Genomic DNA, 2,343 nt, shown 5'->3' on the forward strand with positions numbered 1-2,343 from the left:
CCCGGCACTTTCGCTTGTCCGCCCAACTTACCTTCAATTCCCACCTCACGCGCCACGGTTGTCACCTGGTTGGCAAACGTCGCCAGCGTCCCAATCATCTCATTAATTGTTTCTGCCAAAGTTTCAATTTCTCCTTTGGCATCCAGCGTGAGTTTCCGCTTCAAGTCACCATTCGCAACCGCCGTCACAACTTTGGCAATACCTCGCACTTGTGCGGTTAAGTTACCCGCCATCGAGTTGACATTATCAGTTAAATCTTTCCAGGTACCCCCTACGCCGACAACCTGTGCTTGTCCACCCAGCTTACCTTCAGTTCCCACCTCACGTGCAACCCGCGTCACTTCAGAAGCGAAAGACGAAAGTTGATCCACCATCGTGTTGATAGTGTTCTTGAGTTCTAAGATTTCGCCTTTGACATCAACAGTAATTTTCTTCGACAAGTCACCATTTGCCACCGCCTTCGTCACTTCGGCAATATTCCGCAATTGTGCCGTCAAGTTACCTGCCATTAAGTTGAAGTTGTCGGTCAAATCTTTCCAAGTTCCGGCAACACCTCTGACATAAGCTTGCACGCCCAGCTTACCTTCAGTTCCCACCTCACGCGCAACCCGCGTCACTTCACCTGCGAAGGAGTTGAGTTGATCAACCATCGTGTTGATGGTGTTCTTGAGTTCCAGAATTTCGCCTTTAACATCAACAGTAATTTTCTTCGATAAGTCACCATTCGCCACCGCCGTTGTGACTTCAGCAATGTTCCGCACCTGCGCTGTCAAAGAACCCGCCATCGAATTCACACTGTCGGTTAAGTCTTTCCACGTTCCCGCAACGCCTCGAACTTCGGCTTGCACACCCAGTTTTCCTTCAGTTCCCACTTCACGCGCAACCCGCGTCACTTCAGAAGCAAAGGAATTGAGTTGATCCACCATCGTATTCACGGTGTTTTTCAACTCCAGAATTTCACCTTTGACATCAACAGTAATTTTCTTCGACAAGTCACCAGTCGCAACCGCCGTCGTCACAGCAGCAATGTTCCGTACCTGCGCCGTCAAGGAACCTGCCATGAAGTTCACGCTGTCGGTCAAATCTTTCCAAGTTCCAGCAACACCGCGCACATCTGCTTGTACACCCAGCTTTCCTTCAGAACCCACTTCCCTAGCAACCCGCGTCACCTCAGAAGCGAAAGAGTTGAGTTGATCCACCATAATATTGATGGTGTTTTTCAACTCCAAAATTTCCCCTTTCACCTGTACAGTAATTTTCTTGGACAAGTCACCGTTTGCGATCGCTGTTGTCACATCGGCAATATTCCGCACCTGCGCTGTTAAGGAACCCGCCATGAAGTTTACACTGTCGGTCAAGTCTTTCCACGTCCCAGCAACACCTGGCACATCTGCTTGTACACCCAGTTTGCCTTCAGTTCCCACTTCACGCGCGACTCGCGTCACCTCAGAAGCAAACGAACTGAGTTGATCCACCATCGTGTTGATGGTATTTTTCAACTCTAGAATTTCGCCTTTGACATCAACAGTGATTTTCTTCGATAAGTCACCAGTTGCAACCGCCGTCGTCACTTCGGCAATGTTTCGCACCTGCGCTGTCAAAGAACCCGCCATGAAGTTCACACTGTCTGTCAAATCCTTCCACGTACCAGCGACACCTCGTACTTCTGCTTGTACGCCCAGCTTTCCTTCTGCACCCACCTCACGCGCAACCCGCGTCACTTCACCCGCGAAAGAGTTGAGTTGATCAACCATCGTATTGATAGTATTTTTCAACTCCAGAATTTCACCTTTGACATCAACAGTAATTTTCTTCGATAAGTCACCATTCGCCACCGCTGTTGTCACTTCCGCGATGTTCCGTACCTGCGCCGTCAAAGAACCCGCCATGAAGTTCACACTGTCGGTCAAATCTTTCCACGTACCAGCACCACCTTTAACATCTGCTTGTACGCCGAGTTTTCCTTCAGAACCGACTTCACGCGCAACTCGCGTCACCTCAGAAGCGAAGGAACTGAGTTGGTCCACCATGATATTGATGGTGTTTTTGAGTTCTAGAATTTCTCCTCTGACATCAACAGTGATTTTTTTGGAGAGATCACCGTTGGCGATCGCCGTCGTCACTTCCGCAATATTCCGTACCTGCGCCGTCAAAGAACCCGCCATCAAGTTCACATTATCGGTCAAGTCCTTCCACGTCCCAGCAACACCTCGCACTTCTGCTTGTACACCCAGCTTACCTTCGGTTCCCACCTCACGCGCAACCCGCGTCACCTCAGAAGCAAAAGAATTGAGTTGATCTACCATCGTATTGATAGTATTTTTCAACTCCAAAATTTCACCT

1 protein-coding gene is annotated in these 2,343 nt (G+C 49.3%); it reads right to left on the reverse strand.

The window, feature by feature from the left end; translation table 11 throughout:
* The coding region (locus tag DP116_RS27880) for a HAMP domain-containing protein (protein ID WP_169158204.1) at positions 1-2,343 on the reverse strand (2,343 nt) is incomplete at both ends.

It is taken from the genome of Brasilonema bromeliae SPC951 (genome assembly GCF_012912135.1).
GTDB classification, from domain to species: Bacteria; Cyanobacteriota; Cyanobacteriia; order Cyanobacteriales; family Nostocaceae; genus Brasilonema; species Brasilonema bromeliae.